Consider the following 2,155-nt stretch of genomic DNA (forward strand, 5'->3'; position numbering starts at 1 on the left):
AATGTCATATCTATATACGCCTTTGTCTTGCAGCCTCAAATCCAAGGATAGCCGCAGATGTTGCCGCATTCATTGACTCAACCTGCCCCAGCATAGGTATAAGAAGATATTCATCTGCAGCATCTGATATCTCTTTGCTAAGTCCGTTTCCTTCATTACCGATAAGAAAAGCTGTGCCCTTCTTAAAATCAAGCTCGTCATAATTCTTCTTGCCTTTAAGGTGAGCTGCATAGCTTACAATGCCCTTTTCTTTAAGCATACTTATTGTATCAAGAAGATTTTCAGAATATTTAAACGGCTGGCGGAATATAGCTCCCATTGTGGATCTTACAACCTTGGAATTATATACATCTGCGCAGTCGCTGCTCATATATATGCCTGTAACACCTGATCCTTCTGCACTTCTAAATATCGTTCCAAGATTCCCGGGATCCTGAATTCCTTCAAGGATAAGTATAAGAGGCTCAAGATCTGTGCTTGAACCATCCCTGTTTTTGGCAGGTGCAAACAAGTCTTCATCCGTATATTCAAGCTGCCTTACAAGCGACAAAACACCCTGCGGAGCCTTAGTATCAGACATCTTCTTAAATACCTGATCTGAAACTTCTTCATATCCAAGAGGAAGGCTATTTAAATATTCCATGTCTTTTTCTGATGCTTTGGACAAAAAAGATTCAGACACATATGTTTCTAATATAAGGTCTGAAGGAATTTCCACCTGCATGCGGATTCCTTCTACTATAAAGACCTTATCCTCCTTGCGGAGACGGTTCTTTGCATTATATGCTGCTATCTTTTTGATCTTATCGTTTGATGCACTAGTTATCATATAACTTCATCCTTAAAATATATCTTGCTTTATGCTCTTAGCAAAAGACACCGGATTGCTCCGGTGTCCTGAAATTTTAAAAATTCCAACTATTATAAATATGAGATTACAGTATTCTTGCAATCTGATACATGTATTCGTCGATAGATTTCTCCATGTTAAGAGCTTCTTCGATATCGAAATCCTGGAACTTACCGTCACGATATCCGACAACTCTGTTGGTCTTACCCTGTGTCATGATATCAGCTGCATAAGCACCCATCATAGAAGCATATACACGGTCTTTACATGTAGGTGAACCACCACGCTGCATGTAACCAAGGATAGTAGCTCTTGTCTCAATACCGGTAGCTGCCTCAATACGACGAGCCATAGATGTTGAATGTCCGATACCCTCAGCATTTATTATAATGTGGTGAGTCTTACCTCTCTTACGGTTGTCGATGATATTGTCGATAACCTTCTGCTCATTAAAGTCATATTTCTCAGGAATGAGAATATCATCACCGCCGTTAGCGATTGAGCACCAAAGTGCGATATAACCTGCGTGACGTCCCATAACCTCGATGATAGAACATCTCTCGTGAGATGATGATGTATCACGTACCTTATCGATAGCTGACATAGCTGTGTTAATAGCTGTATCAAATCCGATTGTATAATCTGTACAGGAGATATCCAGATCGATTGTACCTGGTATACCGATTGTGTTGATTCCGTGCTGTGAAAGCTTCTGAGCACCTCTGTAGGAACCGTCACCACCAATTACGATGACACCATCTATTCCATACTGGTGACAGATCTCAACTGCCTTCTGCTGACCCTCTTCTGTCTTGAACTCCATACATCTGGCTGTACCAAGAATTGTACCACCTCTCTGGATGATATCTGAAACAGAATGACGGTCCATATCTATGAACTCTTCATTAAGAAGTCCCTGATAACCTTTTTTAATACCAACTACCTGAAGTCCGTTTGCGATTGATTTACGTACTACTGCTCTTATAGCAGCATTCATTCCCGGTGCATCTCCGCCGCTGGTCAGTACGCCAATCTTCTTAATCTCTTTTGCCATAATCCATGCTTCCTTTCAATACTTCCTTTGGCCAATTTCTTATAGAAGTTTGACAAAAAAATATCAATGTTTTTTCAAAAAAATACTTCTTTATAAGTTTATCGCAACAAAGTCCTTCTTGCAATGCAAAACTTAAAAATATGTTATGATTATTACACTGGGTTTACAACTTAACTTTTGGGAGATTTATATGGCATTTACTCATCTGCACGTCCACACCGAATATTCTCTACTGGACGGCGCCAACAAGA

At 40.0% G+C, this 2,155-nt stretch carries 2 protein-coding genes; both read right to left on the bottom strand.

Annotated elements, in window-relative coordinates:
• Positions 1–10 precede the first annotated feature (10 nt).
• Positions 11–829 (bottom strand): TrmH family RNA methyltransferase, encoded by an 819-nt coding sequence (locus K6G87_RS00030; RefSeq protein WP_296832129.1) that lies wholly within the window; start codon positions 827–829, stop codon positions 11–13.
• 106 nt (positions 830–935) lie between these two features.
• Positions 936–1,904, bottom strand: a complete 969-nt coding sequence (gene pfkA, locus K6G87_RS00035) for a 6-phosphofructokinase (protein ID WP_296832132.1) — start codon at positions 1,902–1,904, stop codon at positions 936–938.
• Positions 1,905–2,155: the final 251 nt, after the last annotated feature.

Source organism: Butyrivibrio sp., assembly GCF_024699075.1.

What these genes read in the sequence shown, in the direction of transcription:
- K6G87_RS00030 (WP_296832129.1), bottom strand. Translation starts at nt 829, where the DNA reads ATGATAACTAGTGCATCAAACGATAAGATCAAAAAGATAGCAGCATAT.
- pfkA (WP_296832132.1), bottom strand. Translation starts at nt 1,904, where the DNA reads ATGGCAAAAGAGATTAAGAAGATTGGCGTACTGACCAGCGGCGGAGAT.